The 18,470-nt window shown below is 33.5% G+C and carries 13 protein-coding genes; 9 read left to right on the forward strand and 4 right to left on the reverse strand.

The features are described from left to right. Positions 1–7: 7 nt before the first annotated feature. The 5 genes from DIS18_RS04245 (at position 8) to DIS18_RS04265 (ending at position 4,401) form a co-directional block, all read left to right on the forward strand. Positions 8–913: a metal ABC transporter solute-binding protein, Zn/Mn family gene (locus DIS18_RS04245; protein WP_109351775.1), complete on the forward strand. Its 906-nt coding sequence runs from the start codon at positions 8–10 to the stop codon at positions 911–913. A gap of 6 nt (positions 914–919) precedes the next feature. Next, positions 920–1,657, forward strand: coding sequence for a metal ABC transporter ATP-binding protein (locus DIS18_RS04250; protein ID WP_109351776.1), 738 nt, complete (start codon positions 920–922; stop codon positions 1,655–1,657). 100 nt (positions 1,658–1,757) lie between these two features. Continuing rightward, positions 1,758–2,885 carry a metal ABC transporter permease gene (locus DIS18_RS04255; RefSeq protein WP_109351777.1) on the forward strand — a complete coding sequence of 376 codons (1,128 nt, stop codon included), beginning with the start codon at positions 1,758–1,760 and terminating at the stop codon, positions 2,883–2,885. Then, positions 2,878–4,038, forward strand: coding sequence for a metal ABC transporter permease (locus DIS18_RS04260; protein ID WP_109351778.1), 1,161 nt, complete (start codon positions 2,878–2,880; stop codon positions 4,036–4,038). Before DIS18_RS04255 ends, DIS18_RS04260 begins: the two co-directional genes overlap by 8 nt. Positions 4,039–4,041: 3 nt before the next feature. After that, positions 4,042–4,401 (forward strand): YraN family protein, encoded by a 360-nt coding sequence (locus DIS18_RS04265; protein WP_109351779.1) that lies wholly within the window; start codon positions 4,042–4,044, stop codon positions 4,399–4,401. Between the two features lie 60 nt (positions 4,402–4,461). On the opposite strand, the gene DIS18_RS04270 is transcribed toward DIS18_RS04265, so the two are convergent. Together DIS18_RS04270 and mfd are read right to left on the reverse strand one after the other, a co-directional pair. After that, a complete protein-coding gene (locus DIS18_RS04270) occupies positions 4,462–5,802 on the reverse strand; it encodes a peroxiredoxin family protein (protein WP_109351780.1) in 1,341 nt (446 codons plus the stop codon). A 34-nt stretch (positions 5,803–5,836) separates the two neighbouring features. After that, the gene (mfd, locus tag DIS18_RS04275; protein ID WP_109351781.1) at positions 5,837–9,190 is read right to left on the reverse strand and encodes a transcription-repair coupling factor; all 3,354 of its coding nucleotides are present in this window, start codon (positions 9,188–9,190) and stop codon (positions 5,837–5,839) included. A gap of 266 nt (positions 9,191–9,456) precedes the next feature. Between mfd and DIS18_RS04280 the strand changes: the two genes are divergently transcribed. The 4 genes from DIS18_RS04280 to DIS18_RS04295 all read left to right on the forward strand — a co-directional run bounded on the left by DIS18_RS04280 (position 9,457) and on the right by DIS18_RS04295 (position 12,934). Next, on the forward strand, positions 9,457–9,888 hold the full coding sequence (locus tag DIS18_RS04280) for a TerB family tellurite resistance protein (RefSeq protein WP_109351782.1): 432 nt from the start codon (positions 9,457–9,459) through the stop codon (positions 9,886–9,888). Between the two features lie 609 nt (positions 9,889–10,497). Next, positions 10,498–11,070: a tetratricopeptide repeat protein gene (locus tag DIS18_RS04285; protein ID WP_109351783.1), complete on the forward strand. Its 573-nt coding sequence runs from the start codon at positions 10,498–10,500 to the stop codon at positions 11,068–11,070. 83 nt (positions 11,071–11,153) lie between these two features. Continuing rightward, positions 11,154–12,104 (forward strand): oxidoreductase family protein, encoded by a 951-nt coding sequence (locus tag DIS18_RS04290; RefSeq protein ID WP_109351784.1) that lies wholly within the window; start codon positions 11,154–11,156, stop codon positions 12,102–12,104. After that, the gene (locus DIS18_RS04295) at positions 12,104–12,934 is read left to right on the forward strand and encodes a 3'(2'),5'-bisphosphate nucleotidase CysQ family protein (RefSeq protein WP_109351785.1); all 831 of its coding nucleotides are present in this window, start codon (positions 12,104–12,106) and stop codon (positions 12,932–12,934) included. The genes DIS18_RS04290 and DIS18_RS04295 overlap by 1 nt, the downstream gene beginning before the upstream one ends. Here the strand turns inward: DIS18_RS04295 and DIS18_RS04300 are convergent. Both DIS18_RS04300 and DIS18_RS04305 read right to left on the reverse strand, forming a co-directional pair. Further along, positions 12,907–16,173: a VCBS repeat-containing protein gene (locus DIS18_RS04300; protein WP_109351786.1), complete on the reverse strand. Its 3,267-nt coding sequence runs from the start codon at positions 16,171–16,173 to the stop codon at positions 12,907–12,909. The two genes, DIS18_RS04295 and DIS18_RS04300, sit on opposite strands and share 28 nt — an antisense overlap. 36 nt (positions 16,174–16,209) lie before the next feature. Further along, positions 16,210–18,462, reverse strand: coding sequence for an efflux RND transporter permease subunit (locus DIS18_RS04305; RefSeq protein WP_109351787.1), 2,253 nt, complete (start codon positions 18,460–18,462; stop codon positions 16,210–16,212). Positions 18,463–18,470: the final 8 nt, after the last annotated feature.

Genomic DNA, 18,470 nt, shown 5'->3' on the forward strand with positions numbered 1-18,470 from the left:
ATAGAAAATGAAAAAACAACTTATATCACTTTTAATCATTACCCTGTTTTTCAGTTGCAAGAACGAAAAGCAAACTAACGGGAAACTAAATGTAGTCACCACCACCACCATGATAACCGATTTGGTTAAAAACATTGGTGGCGAGCATATCAACCTACAAGGATTAATGGGTAGCGGTGTAGATCCGCATTTATACAAAGCCAGCGAGGGCGATGTTACCAAACTATCTAGTGCAGATATTATTTTCTATAACGGGTTGCATTTAGAAGGCAAATTAGTAGAAGTTTTCGAGAAAATGAAAACCAAAAAAACCATAGCTATTTCAGATGCTATTGATAAAAAAACACTCATCGGTTCAGAATATTTCGCATCCAATTACGACCCACATATTTGGTTTGATATAACGTATTGGAAACAAGCCACTCAGTTTATAGTCGAAGTGCTTTCAGAAGAAATTCCGGATCAAAAAGCTAATTTCGAAGCAAATGGCGCGAAATATATCGAAAAACTTAACACATTAAAAACAAAATTAGAAACTACCATTTCTGAGCTTCCTGAAGAGCAACGCATTTTAGTTACTGCTCATGATGCTTTTAATTATTTCGGTAAAGCTTTCAGTTTTCAAGTAGTTGGCTTACAAGGACTTTCAACTGCTACCGAAGCAGGTGTTCAAGATGTTCAAAAACTATCTGCTTTCATAATAGAAAACAAAGTGAAAGCTATTTTTGTGGAGAGTTCAGTTCCTAAACGTACGATTGAAGCCCTACAAGCGGCTGTAAAATCTAAAGGTCATGAAGTCACTATTGGCGGTACTTTATATTCTGATGCACTAGGAAATGCAGGAACTATTGAAGGCACGTATATTGGTATGTTTGAGTATAATGTAAATACAATTGTGAATGCATTAAAGTAAAAGATTATGAGTAAACAAATAGCCGTAAAAGTAGATGATTTAACCGTAGCCTACAACTACAAACCCGTACTATGGGATATCGATTTAGAAATCCCAGAAGGTGTACTTATGGCTATTGTAGGACCAAATGGCGCAGGAAAATCAACGCTCATTAAATCCATTTTAGGCATTTTAAAACCCATTGCAGGAAGCGTTAGTATTTATGACAAACCCTATGAAAAACAACGTCAACTCGTAGCATACGTACCACAAAAAGGAAGTGTAGATTGGGATTTCCCAACCACAGCCTTAGATGTTGTGATGATGGGGACATACGGAAGTCTAGGCTGGATAAAACGTCCAGGACAAAAACAAAAAAAGGCAGCCTTAGAAGCGCTCGAAAAAGTTGGCATGCTTCCCTTTAAAGGCAGACAAATAAGTCAGCTTTCTGGCGGGCAGCAACAACGTATATTTCTAGCCAGAGCTTTGGTACAAAACGCTTCTATCTATTTTATGGATGAACCATTCCAAGGTGTAGATGCCACAACAGAAATTGCGATAATAAATATTTTAAAAGAATTACGAAAAGCAGGAAAAACAGTCATTGTAGTCCATCACGATTTACAAACTGTGCCTGAGTATTTTGATTGGGTAACTTTTTTAAATGTAAAAAAGATTGCTACAGGACCTGTTAAAGACATCTTTAATGATGATAATTTAACAAAAACCTACGGTATTAATTATAAAGTAAGTATACAAGAGTAAAAAAGTAAGCAGTCGCAGTTTACAGTACTTACTCGACTGGTAAAAAATAGAATAAGAAATAAAGCGAAAAAAGGAAGAGATTCCTGCTTTCGCAGGAATTATGGACATAACAGAATACATAAAACTAGTTTTCACAGACTATACACTAAGAACCATAACCTTAGGAACTGCCATATTAGGTGCAGTTACAGGTATGTTAGGTAGTTTTGCAGTATTACGAAAACAAAGTTTATTAGGCGATGCAATATCTCACGCAGCATTACCAGGAATAGCCATTGCATTCTTAATCACAGGAGCAAAAGACAGTAATGTTTTACTATTAGGAGCTTTAATTAGCGGACTGATAGGAACCTTTTGGATTCGAGGTATCATTAGTAAAACACACTTAAAATCAGATACCGCTTTAGGTTTGATCTTATCTCTATTTTTTGGTTTTGGGATGTTATTGCTCACATTTATTCAAAAACAACCCAACGCTAATCAAGCAGGATTAGACAAGTATTTATTTGGGCAAGCAGCCACTTTGGTTGAAAGTGATGTTTGGATGATGGCAATTGTTACAGGCATTTGCTTATTTGTATTACTTCTTTTTTGGAAAGAATTTAAAATCCTTTTGTTTGATGCCGATTATACCAAAACATTAGGTTTTAACACAAAGCTTATAGACATTCTAATTACTTCATTTATCGTTTTAGCTATTGTTTTAGGTTTACAAACAGTTGGTGTTGTATTAATGAGTGCTATGTTATTAGCACCTGCTGCAGCTGCAAGACAATGGACAAACAGCTTAAGTGTTATGGTATTCTTGTCTGCCATTTTTGGCGCATTTTCTGGGGTTTTCGGAACTGCGGTAAGTGCTAGTCAAAACAATCTTTCAACAGGCCCTGTTATCGTTATTGTTGCTGGCGTATTTGTATTGGTGTCTTTTATCTTTTCTCCCAGTCGAGGATTGTTATTCAAACAAATCAGATTCATAAAAAATCGTCGCGATTTAAAGTTGCATAAAACATTGGCTTTTATGTATAACATTGCAGAAACACATGAAAATATTTCGCATCCACATGCCATTAAAATCTTAAATAATTTCCAAGGTTATACTAAAGCTACACTTCAAAAACTAGTTCAAAAAAACTATGTGAAGTTGGATGGCACTATGTGGAGCTTAACCGAAGAAGGTTTTAAAATAGCATCTAATTTATATAACCAACAAAACGACAATAATGAGTAGCGCTCAAATTGAAATACAATTAATTGCGAGTTTGGTAGCTATTGCCTGTGCTATTCCTGGGACATTTTTAGTTCTCAGAAAAATGGCTATGATTAGTGATGCCATAAGTCATTCTATTTTACCAGGTATTGTGGTTGGATTTTTTATTACTCAAGATTTAAACTCGCCTTTATTAATTCTACTTGCGGCACTTACGGGTATAATCACCGTTGTTTTGGTAGAGTATATTCAAAAAACGGGCTTAGTAAAAGAAGATACTGCTATTGGCTTAGTATTTCCCATTCTCTTTAGTATTGGAGTTATCATGATTGCCAAAAACGCCAATGATGTACACTTAGATGTAGACGCAGTTTTGTTAGGCGAATTGGCTTTTGCGCCTTTTGATAGATTAATTGTTTCTGGAATTGATGTCGGTCCAAAATCACTATGGATTATTGGGAGTATTTTAATCATAACTATCGGACTCTTATTCGCCTTCTTTAAAGAATTAAAAATAAGCACCTTTGATGCTGGATTAGCAGCTTCACTAGGGTTTTCTCCTGCCGTTATTCATTACGGATTAATGAGTGTATCCTCCATAACAACCGTTGGTGCTTTTGATGCTGTAGGAGCCATTTTAGTAGTAGCGCTAATGATATCCCCTGCTGCAACTGCTTATTTACTTACCAACAATTTAAAACGAATGCTTATTTATGCCATTTGCTTTGGTGTTTTTAGCGCTATTTCTGGTTATTGGTTAGCCCATTGGTTAGATGCCTCTATTTCTGGTTCTATAACAACCATGTTAGGACTATTGTTTTTAGCCGTTTATTTATTCGCTCCAAACAAAGGGGTTATAGCTGTAATGTATCGAGAAAAACAACAACGCACAGAAGTATCATTATTAACCTTCTTATTGCATTTAAAAAACCATACCGAAGAACGTGAACGCCATGTGAACCATCTCAACGAACATATTAATTGGCAAAAAGTACGCTCTAAAACAGTATTAGATTTAGCCTTGAAAAATAATATGATTAAGTTTGATAAAAATATTGTGTCTTTAACTGAAAAAGGAGAAGATTTTACATCTCAAGCTATTGATTATATTATCACAAATGAAGATGCTCAAATTGAAGACATGAAAGATGATTTCTTTTTGTTTAGGGGGTAAATAATGGCACAACACAACGAACTCGGTAAAAAAGGTGAACAACTTGCAGTAGATTTTCTTCTGAAAGATAACTATGAAGTTATTGAACGCAACTACCGATTTGATAAAGCCGAAGTTGATATCATTGCTCGGAAAAAAGATATTCTAGCCATCATTGAAGTTAAAACACGATCTACAGCTGATTTTGGAGATCCTCAAGATTTTGTGAAACCTAAACAGATTCAACGTTTGGTAAAAGCGGTTGATGAATATGTAACTGTAAACGATTTAGATGTTGAAGTTCGTTTTGATATTATCGCTATTGTAAAAGAAGGTAAAGGTTTTAATATCGAGCATTTAGAAAATGCCTTTTATCATTTTTGAAACTCCTGTTTCATCCTGAACTTGTTTCAAGATCTCATCAATTAAAACTAAAAATACTATTTAATCTTCAGTTTCCTCTACTTCAAAAAATTTCATTAGGGTTTCAAAATCTACTGGTTTTGATTCGATTTTTTTATCGGTATCCAAAATAAAATATGTTGGTGTAGATGTAACGCCATAAGCATCTCCAATTTCGTTATCCCATTTTCCTTCGCCATAAACATGAATAAATTCAGGATAATCATAGGTTAAATTTTTCCAACCATATGGTTCATCTTCCAAACCAATAGCGACTACTTTAACTTTATCTTTTTCAAGTGATTTTATAAACGTTTGAAGTTGAGGAACCTCATCTAAACAATGTGAGCAAGTGCTACTCCAAAATACTATGATGTAATTTTCGGCACCTTTTAAATCGGTTAACTTTTTGGTAACAAGTTTGTCTTTTTCCTTTATTTCGATATCAAAATTTGGTGCAACTGCGCCTTTTGAAAGGTTTTGATATAATATTAATGCTTGTAAAAGTTCTTGATCATTCAATGATACAGCAACGTCCATGAGATAATTTTCAGCAATATAATTTGATACAGATTCATGACCTAAATCAGACATTTGTTGCCATAAATCGAACAATAAAATACGTTGCACTTCTTTAGGTGCTGTTTTCATGTGACTAAAAACCACATCAATATTTTTCTTATAATTATCAAATTCATCTTCAGAATTAGCAGACATCCCAAACACATAATTAAGCATTTTTTCTTCTAAAAGATTGGAACTTTGCAATACAGGGTTATTAAAATCTACAAAATCAAAATAATGCTTTTCTAAGTTTTTAATATATGTTTTTACGTCTTCAATATGTTCAGGAATGTATGGCTTATTGGCTTTGATGAAATCAAGAGCCATAGTGCCTTCTGCTGCTTTCTCAAAACTAGACTGGGTTTCTCTTTGGGTTTTAAAAATGGCTTTTAAAGCGATTGTATCTTTACTTTCTTGACTAAAATAATTACCAATACTTTGGGTAACCATAGACATGCTATTGGTGTAAGATGTCAGTAATTTATTAGGATTAGATTTTTTGAAATCAACACCAGTTTCAGACATGAATGTCAATTCTATATCTTCTTTTCCATTATATATGACATCAAAATTATAATCTTCTTGAGGTACTGCATAAACAATACGATACATCCCTTTTGTAGCTGTAGAATCTAACTTGAATTCAAAAGCCCCATCTTCAGCTATTTCTGCATTAGTAACATAGTCTGATATGGTTGGACCCACCTTATAAAGTAATGCAAAATTGTAATCTTTTGCTGGATAGAAGACACCTTTAATTTTATGTTGTCCAAGCAGTAAACTAGGAACTAAAAGTGTTAAAAAAAGTAATCGTTTCATGTGTGTTATGTATTCTTCATTTAAAAATCAATAATCAAGCCACAATAGGTTTTAAAGCCTCCAAAGCTTGTTTTACTGTTTTTATATTTTCAAAAGTTAGCATTAAACGCAAACCTGTTCGGGTTTGTTTTTCTTTCATCTTACAAGCCTTTGGATGTGTTTGCACAAATTGCAAGACTTTAGTGAAATTAGGGCTTTGATAAAAACGACTTTGTTGATCGTTTATAAAATAACCAATCAGCTTACCTTGCTTCATGATGATTTTTTCAAATCCAATTTTAGTTGCTAACCACTTTATTTGGACACTATTTAATAAATCGGTCACTTGTTTTGGGATTTCTCCAAAACGGTCGATTAATTCTGACTCAAAGGTAGTTAATTCTTCTTCTGTTTTTATGTTATTAAGTTGCGTATAAAGACTTAATCGTTCAGCAATATTATTTACGTAATTATCTGGAAATAAAAGCTCAAAATCAGAATCAATCGTCACGTCTTTTACATAAACTTTATCTGCTTCATCTTCATTATACAAGTCCTTAAATTCATTTTCTTTAAGTTCTTCTATAGCTTCATTTAGAATTTTCTGGTAGGTATCAAAACCTATTTCGTTAATAAATCCACTTTGTTCGCCTCCCAACAAATCCCCTGCTCCACGGATTTCTAAGTCTTTCATGGCGATGTTAAAACCACTTCCAAGTTCGGTAAATTGCTCTAAAGCTGTGATACGTTTTCTGGCATCATCTGTCATTGCTGAATACTCAGGTGTTATAAAATAACAAAATGCTTTTTTATTGCTTCGTCCTACCCTACCACGCATTTGGTGTAAATCGCTCAAGCCAAAATTATTGGCATTATTGATAAAAATGGTGTTGGCGTTAGGTACATCCAATCCGCTTTCTACAATGGTTGTACTTACTAAAACATCAAATGCACCATCCATAAATTGAAGCATGAGTTGCTCTAATTTTTTACCATCCATTTGCCCATGCCCAATGCCTATTTTTGCATCAGGTACTAAACGTTGAAGCATGCCTGCTACCTCCTTAATATTTTCAATTCGGTTATGAATGAAGAAAATTTGTCCGCCACGTTGAATCTCGTAACTTACTGCATCGCGAATGGTTTCTTCATTAAAACGAATAACATGGCTTTCGATTGGATAGCGGTTTGGTGGTGGTGTTGTAATGACTGATAAATCTCTCGCCGCCATTAAACTAAACTGAAGTGTTCTTGGAATTGGAGTAGCCGTTAAAGTCAATACATCTACATTATCCTTCAACGTTTTTAACTTTTCTTTTACTGCTACGCCAAATTTTTGCTCTTCATCAACAATAAGTAGCCCTAAATCTTTGAATTTTACATTTTTGTTTACGAGTTGATGTGTCCCTATGATGATATCTACTTTTCCTGCTTCTAAACCTTCTAAAGTTTCGCGCTTTTCTTTCGCGGTTCTAAATCGATTAACATAATCTACAGTGACAGGAAAATCTTTTAAACGCGCTTTAAATGTTCTGGAATGTTGATATGCTAAAATGGTAGTTGGTACCAAAACTGCCACTTGTTTGCCATTATCAACAGCTTTAAAAGCAGCACGAATAGCTACTTCGGTTTTACCAAAACCAACATCGCCACAAACAAGTCTGTCCATTGGTCGCTCGCTTTCCATATCGGCTTTAATATCGGCGGTTGCTGTACTTTGGTCAGGAGTGTCTTCGTAGATAAAAGAAGCTTCCAACTCGTGTTGCATATAACTATCAGGGTTGTACTGATAGCCTTTTTCGGTTTTACGTTTTGCGTAGAGTTTTATGAGGTTGAATGCCACATGTTTTACACGTGCTTTTGTTTTTTGTTTTAGAGTTTTCCAAGCGTTACTACCCAATTTGTAAATCTTGGGAGGTTTGCCATCTTTACCATTAAACTTGGTGATTTTATGAAGCGAATGAATACTTAAATACAAGACATCACGCTCGCCATAAATCAGTTTTATTGCTTCTTGCTTTTTGCCTTCTACATCTATTTTTTGAAGTCCGCCGAAACGACCAATTCCATGATCGATATGGGTTACATAATCGCCAATGTCAAGATTTGTAAGTTCTTTTAATGTGATGGCTTGCTTTTTAGCGTAACCATTTTTAAGGTGAAATTTATGATAACGTTCAAAAATTTGATGATCGGTGTAGCACACTATTTTATTATCATGGTCTACAAACCCTTGATGAAGCGAAAGCATTACGGTTTGATAGTCTTTAACATCCAATTTGGCATCATCAAAAATATCATGAAAACGTTTGGCTTGTTGCTCGCTTACACAGGCGATGTAATTGGTGTATCCGTTTTCTTGATTGGTGTTTAAATCTTCAATTAATAAATTGAATTGTTTATTGAATGCGGGTTGTGGTGTGGTGTTAAATTCAATATTTTGGGATGTCTCGACTGCACTCGACATGACAGTTGAACTCCCAAACTCAATAATAGAAAAATCTAGTAATTGCTTTTTTAATAATGCTGAATTGCAAAATAATTCGTGTGGTTCGGTATGTTTAATGTCTTCTGAAAGTGCTTTAAAAGCGTCTTCAGCTTTAGAGTAAAAATCGTCTATTCTTGAAAAGAGTAAATCGGCATTTTTTAAACCAACTACTGTTTTTTGAGCAATATATTTTAGAAAACTTTGTCGTTTTTCTTCAACTAATTTATTGGCAACATTAGGGATGATGTTGATTTTTTTAATCTGTTCTATAGATAGCTGCGTTTCTACATCAAAGGTTCTGATGCTGTCTACCTCATCTCCAAAAAACTCAATTCTATAGGGTTCATCATGCGAAAATGAAAATACATCTACAATACCACCTCGCACTGAAAACTCTCCTGGTTCGGTTACAAAATCGACACGTTTGAATTTGTATTCGAATAGCATTTCGTTTACAAAATCAATAGACAAGCTATCATTGACTCCAACTTTAAGCGTATGGCGTTCCAACTCTTTTCTAGTGACTACTTGCTCAAAAAGCGCATCTGGGTAGGTAACAATTATAGCTGGTTTTTTTTGTGAGTTTATACGGTTTAATACCTCGGCACGCAATAGCACATTGGCGTTATCGGTTTCTTCAATATCATAAGGTCTGCGGTAGCTTCCTGGGTAGAACAACACATCTTTTTCGCTGAGTAATTGTTCTAAATCGTTAAGGTAATGTGCAGCTTCTTCTTTATCGTTAAACACTAATAAAAACGGCTTTTCGGCTGTTTTAAAGAGACTTGATATTACAAAAGAAAATGCGGACCCTACAAGGCCTTTTACATGTGTTTTTGTTCCGGTTTGGGCAATAGTGTTTTGCAGATTTTGCGTTTGCAAAGCCTGTAAATAGGTTTGAGAGATTGCAGATTTACTCACCTAATTTTGTTTTGAGGTGCAAATATACGGTTTCGGATTATTTTTGATAATGTTTTGATTCGAATTCGTAATTATTAATTGAAGTACTGCATACGCGTTAGGGATTGTAGTGGATAGCCCACAGCCCGATCCCGATAGCTATCGGGAGAGGTGCGAGGACTTGGAACGAAAAGCCCGACCCTTGTGGTAACGCCCAAAAAATTAAATTTTCGGATAAAAATATTAAAAAAAATATGTAGGTTTGCAGCACTAAAAAAGAAGTATATATGTCGTTTTCAGATTTATTTGATAGTGGTTTTAAAAAGCGTAATGAGAGTCATTTTGCATCGATTGTTCGTGTAGCTATGGCTGATGGTGTTATTACCGATGATGAAAAACAATTTTTGGATCGTTTAGCACAAAGATTAGATATAAATGAGGAAGATTATAAATCTATTTTGAAAGATTATAATTCGCACCCAATAAATCCACCAGTATCTTATGATATTCGATTGGAGCGTTTATACGATTTAGTGCGTATGATTCATGTGGATACCATTACTGGAGATGCTGAAATGTCGCTTTTGAAAAAGATTGCTGTAGGACTTGGGTTTCATGCAGAAAACGTAAAATACATTATTGATAAAGCATTAACTCTGGTTGGTAATGGTGCTGATTTAGATGATTTTGTGGACCAAATAAAGAATATGAATAGATAAACATTCAAAAAAATCTATACTATTTAAAAACGTCCAACATGTTGGACGTTTTTTTTATGAAAAAAATTAAAATAATTTGAATATAAATTTTAAAAACTAAAATATTAGGTATTGAAGAGTAAGCAATTGGTAGACAGACTTTTGCCATTAATCTTGATAATCTGCAAAAATGCGGACAGGAATTACTTTGCTTAAATTTTAATATAACTAATTGATTTTAAGTAAATTAAATTAATATTTTATTTGTTTATTAAAAAAATGTTTTCATCTTTGCACCGCAGTTTTAAATAACTACTGCACAAAAAATTTAATAATTAAAAACAAGAAGCCATGTTAAAACATAGTATACCCTTTCAGAGTGTATATAGTGATCTTGAATCACTCATGAGGCTTCGGTGTTTTCTGTAGATTAACTTTCCTCAGAAAAAAATCCGAAGCAAATAAACTGTTTCGGATTTTTTTATTCCGTATCTCTTGTTCTCGGAATAATAAATTCAAACAAAACCTTTAATAAGGGATTTTTTAGAATTTAAGAATACATCAAATCTAAATGGTTTAATGGCAACGGCCTTTCTGTGTCTTAAATCCAATAATTACTAATTTAAAAAAATGGAAACTAATTTATACTTATGTAGAGCTATAGAAGCCTACCCTTACGAATTAGCCAAAGCTGTTGAAGCATTAAATTTTGCTTTGTCTTACGAGCCTAATAATGTAAAAGCATTACACTTAATTGCAAAAGTACAAAGTGAACAATTTGGAGATTATAAAGCTGCTAAAGGGTATTATGAAAATGTTTTAGCAGTAAACATAGATTATCCTGATGTGTATCCAGACTTTATTAGGTTTTTGATTAACAATGATGATTTTAGCGAAGCACAAAAGTTAATTGACTTTGCCTTGACCATTAAAGGTATAGATAAAGCTGGTGTTAAACTAGCGCAAGGTTATTTATATGAAGCCTTATCCGAATTTGAAAAAGCGGAAGGCGCTTTAAAAGAAACTAAAATGTTTGGACTAAATAGCGAGTTTGATTATTTCGTGGATGAAGTTATTACACGTGTAAGCAAAAAGCGAAAAGTTCAGAATAACAAAAATCGATTAAAAGAGCCTGCTGAAAAAAAGGAGGTTGAAAAGGCAAATAATAACTGGCTTAAAAATCGATTGAATAATTTATTGTAGAAAAGAATCGGCAAACCATGTTTGCCGATTTTATTTTAATTCTATACATACAAAAACCCACATTTCCCTACCTTTGACACCCTATGAACAACCATTTTAAAACCATTATTTTACAAAAAACAGGAGCATCTTCTTTAATTGAAAAAGAAGTCATTCAAGAATTATGGAGTGGCTATGGTAAAATTATTCGTGTTGGATTAGAAAACGCCTCTTTAGAAAGTGTTGTGGTAAAACACGTGCAGTTGCCCAAAAGCCAAAATCACCCAAGAGGTTGGCATACAGATATTGGTCATCAAAGAAAATTGAAATCTTATGAGGTAGAAACTAAGTGGTATCAAACCTATAGTAAACATAGTAAGGCGCGTTTGCCAAAGTGTTTTGGTATTGAAAACTACCAAGACGAGACCCTTATCATTCTCGAAGATTTAGATGCGGCAGGTTTTCCATTACGAAAACAAAACGTGGAATGGGAAGATATCGACAGGTGTTTAGAATGGTTGGCTCAATTTCATGCGAATTATTTGGGAAAAACACCTAACGGACTTTGGGACGTTGGCACCTATTGGCATTTAGAAACCAGACCTCAAGAACTAGAAGTTCTAGACGATATAGCACTAAAAAACGCCGCTACAGCAATTGACAAAAAATTGAACAACTGTAACTTTAAAACCTTTGTGCATGGCGATGCTAAATTGGCCAACTTTTGTTTTTCTAAAAACGGTGAGGTTGCAGGCGTAGATTTTCAATATGTTGGTGGCGGTTGCGGCATGAAAGATGTTGCCTATTTTATAGGCAGTTGCCTTAATGAAAGTGATTGCGAACGTTTAGAATCTAAAATACTAAATACTTACTTTATGCATTTAGATAATGTACTTGGTAAAAAAAATGAAGCCTTAGAAAACGAATGGCGATCATTATACCGTGTGGCTTGGGCAGATTTTCATCGGTTTTTAAAAGGTTGGAGCCCTAGCCATTGGAAAATTAATAGTTATAGTGAACGCATCACTTCTGAAGTTATCAAAAACCTATACTAATGGACTTACAACATTTAGCAAATATAGCCATTGAATCTGCACTTTCTGCTGGAAAAATCATCAAGAAATATATAAATGATGATATTGTTGTGGAGCAAAAAGAAGGCGGTTCTACCTACGCCTCTCAAGTCGTCACAAAAGTAGACCGTGAATGTGAACATATTATTTTGTCGTATTTGCAACCCACTTGTGAAGCGTTTGATATTGGTTTACTATCTGAAGAAACCAAAGATGATGGTAGTAGATTTGAAAAAGATTTCTTTTGGTGTATAGACCCTTTAGATGGAACACTAGCATTTATTAATAAACAACCTGGGTTTTCGGTTTCTATTGCTTTAATTAGAAAAGATGGCATACCTGTAATAGGCGTTGTTTTTAATCCTAGTACCGAAACGTTATACCACGCCATAAAAGGAAGCAGAGTATATAAAAACAGAACACTTTGGACAATTAAAAATACTAATAACTATCTCACTTATATGACCGATAAAACATTAAAAGATACGCCTAAGTTTAGCAAAATACAAGACATACTTAACACGCATAAAACTAATTTAAGATTAAAGGACATTAAAGAAATATCGGGATCAGGTGCAGTAATGTGTGCTATTTTAGCTTTAGAAAATAGACCCGCATGTTTTTTGAAACTTCCTAAAAAAGAAAAAGGAGGCGGTAGTATTTGGGATTATGCTGCCACTGCTTGTATCTATAATGAACTTGGGTTACCTGCAACAGATTTTAATGGTTCACCATTGAATTTGAATAAAAAGGGGGATGCATTTATGAATGAAACAGGCGTTTATTATTCCAATTTTAAAAATTGCAGTTGACTATCGGCATTGAACAACACTAAATGTAATTTATCATTTATCCGAATCTGTTCTATAGCCTTAGTTTCATTATTAGAAATTGTCTGTTCTAAACTTTTGAATTCAGAATTACTACCTGACTTAAGAATATAACCTTGAGAAGCATCATAACGGATAGTTTCCACCTCAGCATCATAAATAACTCCTACGCCAATAACTTCTGGCTTTTCATCTTTATTTACATCTAAAAATTCAAAATCTAAGGTTGGTCCAAATTGTGCTCTATGGGGTAAGCGGTGGAATTGAAAGTTACCGTCACCTTCATTTTCAATATAAAAAGAACTAAACGTTGTAGCTTTTAAGTGTAATGCAGTATCAATATTTTTCTTTCCGTAAACATCAATAATTGTAGCGTTAGCAAAATCTTTATAAGTCCCGATTTTATCCTTTAAAAATGGGGTTTGTTGGGTGGAACATTCTTTCCCTCGAAGCGGAAATAAATCACCATCATAAGATTTACTCAACGCTATATCATAACTATCATTATCATCAAAATAATTAGCATAAACATGTAATGGTTTTGACTCCGTAGGATGAAATTTATTGTTTTCGCCCATGTTGCCAACAAAGTAGTCTTCGTCACCATCGTTATCAAAGTCAATCGCTTTAATCGTTTGAAACCAGCCAGTTTTAGAATCGCTGGGTAATTCTACTTTTTTAAAAATACCGTTATGGTTATTGAAAAACGTTACTGGCATCCATTCGCCCACCACAATTAAATCAGAATCGCCATCACCATCATAATCTGAAAACACCGCGTCATTTACCAAGCCCAAATTATTTAATGCTTTTGCTCGCTTAGTTGTTGCGCTTGTAAACGTGCCATTTCTATTTTCAAGCAAATATGATTCTGTTGCTTTAGGGTATTTTCCAGGAACCACACGTCCGCCAACAAACAAATCTATATCGCCATCACCATCAAAATCATCTGCGGTAATCGCTTTAGTCACGTTTAACATGTTTGGCAATCTTCCTTTAGAAAATTCACCCTTTCCATTATTGATATATAAGCGGTCTTGTAGCAGCTTGTCCTTTTCGGGCAAACTATAATTTCCAGAGGCTACATAGACGTCTACATCACCATCATTATCCGCATCAAAAAACAAAGCATTATTATCGTTGTAAGCTTTATCTTTTTCGAAAATTGGTTGATTAGATAATGTAAATTCTCCTTTGGTATTTTGAAAATATACTTCAGAAGAAAAACCTGCTGTATTGCCTAGAAACAAATCCTCTAAACCATCATTATTTACATCAGCAACTGTTAAAGCTGCATCAATGGTAGATTGTTTTTGTGGTAATAAGACTTGAAGATTGTAGTCATTAAAATTAACTGACTTATGCTTATAGTCTATACCTAAGTTTGAAGCTAAAACAGTTTCAAAAATTGATTCATTTTCTTTCTCAATCTTATGAATGTTTTTAGCATCATTATATGAGATCTTTATATTTTGATTCGCCTTAATATTGGTCAACGTTTTTTCTTTGCCATCATTCCAAATCACTTTTAAACTATCTACAGTCTTTAGCTCACCCAAACCAAAAATCAAATTATTAGTAACCGAAGATTGATAGCCTCTAGTTACATACATGCCTTTTACCTGCTGCATACTATTGGCAAATACTAATACTTTTGCTCCTATTGCATTTCTGTTAGTTTTAGAGCCTTCTATACTTACCTTCAAATAGTTTGATGTACTGTTATTTCGGTATATCGAAGCTTCATCAGATTGATTATTCAATACCAAATCTAAATCGCCATCATTATCAAAATCTGCATAAGCAGCACCGTTGGAGTTCACTTTAGCATCAAATCCAAAGGCTAAAGACATGTCTTTAAAAGTAGCATCTTTGTTATTTAGAAACATGTAATTTTCTAGTTTTGCCGAAGGAATCAGTTGTAATGCGGTTTCTAAATTTTTCTCTTTGTCATAAGTAGATAATTTTTGTTGCATTTGCTGCCTAAAATCCTGATTAGCAATATCTCTTTCAATACCATTGGTTACAAACACATCGTTATAGCCATCATTATTAAAATCGGCCACCAAAGGTGCCCAACTCCAGTCGGTTTTAGCAATGCCCGAAAACTGCCCAATTTCACTATACGTGCCATTGCCCATATTTAACTGTAACATGTTGGACATGTATTGATGATGCCACCCTCTATTGACCATGCGGTTAAATTTGGCAATATCCATAGAGGCCATGTTTTCTTTTCCGCGTTTTCTATCGGCTGCAGACATATCTAAAACCACCAAATCGGGTTTTAAATCATTGTTAATATCAGCAAAATCAGAACCCATACTGTTGTTTGAAATGTGTTTAAATCTAGTTAACACCTCATCTTTAAATGTGCCATCTTTATTGTTTATCCATAGAAAATCAGGTTCTAAAAAATCGTTGGCTATGTAAATATCTGGCCAATTATCATTATTAAAATCACCAATAGATGCACTTAAGCCCCAAGCTTTCTTTTGTATGCCAGCTTCTTTAGATACATCAACGAATTTTCCATTATCATTTCTAAATAATTTATCTAAATCATCTTTAGTAATTCGGGTTTGTAAACTAGGGTTTAGTAATGTTTGCAATTTGGTTTCTAAACTATGATTTACCAAATACATATCTAAATCGCCATCTTTATCGTAGTCAAAAAAATAGGCTTGCGTAGAAAACCCATATTCTTTTAAACCATACTCTAGAGCTTGCTCTTTAAATTTATTGTTTTTTTGATTGATATAAAGCTTGTTTTGCCTTAACCTTCTATCTTTTATGGAAGCTGATTTGCAAACGTAAATATCTAACCAACCATCATTATTAATATCTACCATAGTGACTCCTGTAGACCAACCATTATCGTCTTTTACTCCAGCAGATTCCGTAATATCTTCAAACACAAAATTGCCTTTATTCAGATATAATTTATTCGAATTTTGATTGGACGTGAAGTAAATATCCTCTAATCCATCATTATTGATATCTCCAACAGCAACACCACCACCGTTATAAATATAAGAGTAGTTTAAAAAGTTAAAATCTGGCGTTTCTTTAATCTTATTTTGAAAATTGATATTAGAATGACTCGAAGGAATATTGGTAAACATGACATCCTTACCATCATCAAAAGGTAATGGCAAATTGTCCTTACAGGATAAGCATGCAATAGCAATTATAAGATATAAATATTTTTTCAAAATCATCAATTCTCTACTTTTAACCCAAGATAATAAATTATGTTACCTGTCAAAAGTTTTTAATAACGCTGGCAAATAAAAAATATCGGTAATCAAAGCTATAGATACCGTTACTGCACAAAGTAACCCAAAATGACTCACTGAAGGCACCGCACTAGAACTGATAATTAAAAATCCGCCAACTAATGCAATTGTAGTTGAAAATAGGGCTGTGCCAGTGTACATCATAGCACTATTCATTCGTGCTTCTGGAGAGCCTTTTACTTGTTTGGTTCTCTTGTATTTATAAACCAAATGAATAGTGTCGTCCATGGCTATACCCAGCATTATTGGTGTAATCATAGCAGTTGTAACATCCAAAGTGATATCTAACCAACTCATTATAATAGCGAGTACTACAAGTGGCAAAACATTTGGAATTAGTACTAAGAGGGTCGTTCTTATGTTTCGAATAAATACCCATAAACATAAAAATCCAACGATAAATGCCACAAAAAATGATTTGAATTGCGTTTCCAATATAAAATTATTTAACTGCGCAAAAACTACTGCAAAACCATTAATTTTTAGTTTGTATTTTTCTGTAGGAAAGGTGTTTTTAAAATCATGTTCTATTTCAAACAACAGCTGCTCTAGTTGAGACGTATTCATTTCCTTAAAGCTAATAGTAATACCTGCTGAAGTAAAATCATTTGAAAATAATTTAAAAAAACTGTTTTCTTTAGCATCTATGGGAGCTAACGTATTTTCAATTTTTTCTTTTGAAATATTTGTTTGAAACAACACGGGTGTACGACTCTCCAAAAAAGACTTAACATCTACTACAGATACAGGAGCTGCAATTAGTGAGTTTTGTTCTAATTTAACTTGAAATTCTTCCAAATAACCTATCGCTTCTTTGTGTAATATCTTATCGCCATTTAACATTGAAATATCTAGTTGGATTCTAGAGCTTCCATTTAACTTACTTTCTACCATTCTTAAATCTTGTTTTGCTTGCCCTTCTGCTAAAAGATCCAAAGAATTGGTGTCAATCTTCACTTGAAAAATAGAGTAAATACCATATATCAAAATAATAGAGAACCCTAGTATAATTCTAGTTTTATATTGTGTTGTAAATCTGTTTAACCAATGGATTACTTTGGTTTGACTTATAAAGCTTAGTCTTAAAACAGGTTTTGTTTCTTTAAAATTAAGCGTCATAAAACTAAACCCAATAATGGTAATTATATATACCAGTAAAAAAGTTAAAACAAGACCAATACACGTAAATACTCCCATGTTTTTAAATGCTGGTAATGGTGATAAGTATAATGCAAAATACCCAACAAAGGTTGTAAGGGTGGTATAAAAACAAGGTGTAAAGCTTTTTCTAATCGCTAGTGTAATTAGCTCAATTTTATCAAAATTTTTGTTTTTAAGTCCTTCTTTGTGATAAATATTAATAATATGAACTGCATCACTTACACTGTAAACCATTAGAATGGTTGGAATAAGCATTGATATCATATTTAAAGCAAAACCAAATGATGTGATGATCCCAAACAAGAGTGTTAATGGTATAGCAACAGATAGTAACGAGACTAATAAATACCTTTTACTTGGTAATAAAAACATTAATAAAAGTGTAATTACCAAAACGGTTAAAACCCCAAATAACATGCTCTCTTTATAGATACCTAAGCTATATGCTTCATTTAATACTGGCGGCCCCGTTAGGTAGTAGTTAGGGTATTTTTCGGTTATAATTTGCCTGATTTCTCCAGCTATAATTTTACGTTGGGCTTCAATGGTTGGCGTTGGGTTTAGTTGAATGTAAAAAAATTGATTTTTAAAATCTTTAGTAACTAATTGCGATGCTATATTAGGTAGTTTAGATAATACATTTTTTAAGCCTTTTTCACTTCGTTTTGTATTATATAAATCGTCAAAATTTATTTTGTTATTGGCATAAATAGGATATTGTGCTTTTGCTAAACTAAATGTAGTTTTTACAAAGGGAAGTGCCTCAATAGATTGATGCAATTCTAGTAAATGCTCCTTTTCTTTTAAGCCAATAGCGTTTTCAACAGGAAACATGGCAACAAAGATTTCATCAGAACCTATTTCTTCTTGAAAATCTATATATGCTTTGTAACTGGGGTCATCTTCTAAAAACCAAATAGATAAAGAGTTGTCAACTGTTAAGTTTTTAATCGTTTGTTGTGCAGAAAAACACATAAAAACAAAAAGTAAGATAATAATTGGTAAACGATATACTATGATACCGTTTATAAGTTGCTTTAGCTTTTTCATTTAGGGAA

Origin of the sequence: Algibacter marinivivus (assembly GCF_003143755.1) — a bacterium.
GTDB classification, from domain to species: domain Bacteria; phylum Bacteroidota; class Bacteroidia; order Flavobacteriales; family Flavobacteriaceae; genus Algibacter_B; species Algibacter_B marinivivus.